Here is a 279-nt window from a genome sequence, read left to right on the forward strand (position 1 = left end):
CTCACAACTCATCAGAGTCTTAAAGTCTGCTTCCCCCCTTCGCAATCCATTTAAGCTTTTGGCTAAAATGGATCCTATCAAACACAATGCTGATAGTCGGCTTGGTTTTACCCTCCACACCATTACTGGCTTTCATCGGCCTAGCCTTACTCACTACTACGGGTTCATCTGCCACCTCACACTCGCAACATTCTTGGATCACTCCTTGAACGATACGTCCAACCATTTGATTGGATCCAATGCCAGGCTTCCCCAGTTACTGTTCTGGTAACCACGTTA

The 279-nt window shown here is 46.6% G+C and carries 1 protein-coding gene; it reads right to left on the reverse strand.

From position 1 onward, the window contains the following. Positions 1-19: 19 nt before the first annotated feature. Positions 20-226, reverse strand: a complete 207-nt coding sequence (locus ACTRWF_RS19735; RefSeq protein WP_012517740.1) for a hypothetical protein — start codon at positions 224-226, stop codon at positions 20-22. Positions 227-279: the final 53 nt, after the last annotated feature.

The sequence above is a fragment of the Alteromonas sp. G5_S2_22_S1 genome (assembly GCF_054968525.1).

Excerpts from the sequence above, each read along its gene's own strand:
- ACTRWF_RS19735 (WP_012517740.1), bottom strand. The coding sequence starts at position 226 with ATGGTTGGACGTATCGTTCAAGGAGTGATCCAAGAATGTTGCGAGTGT.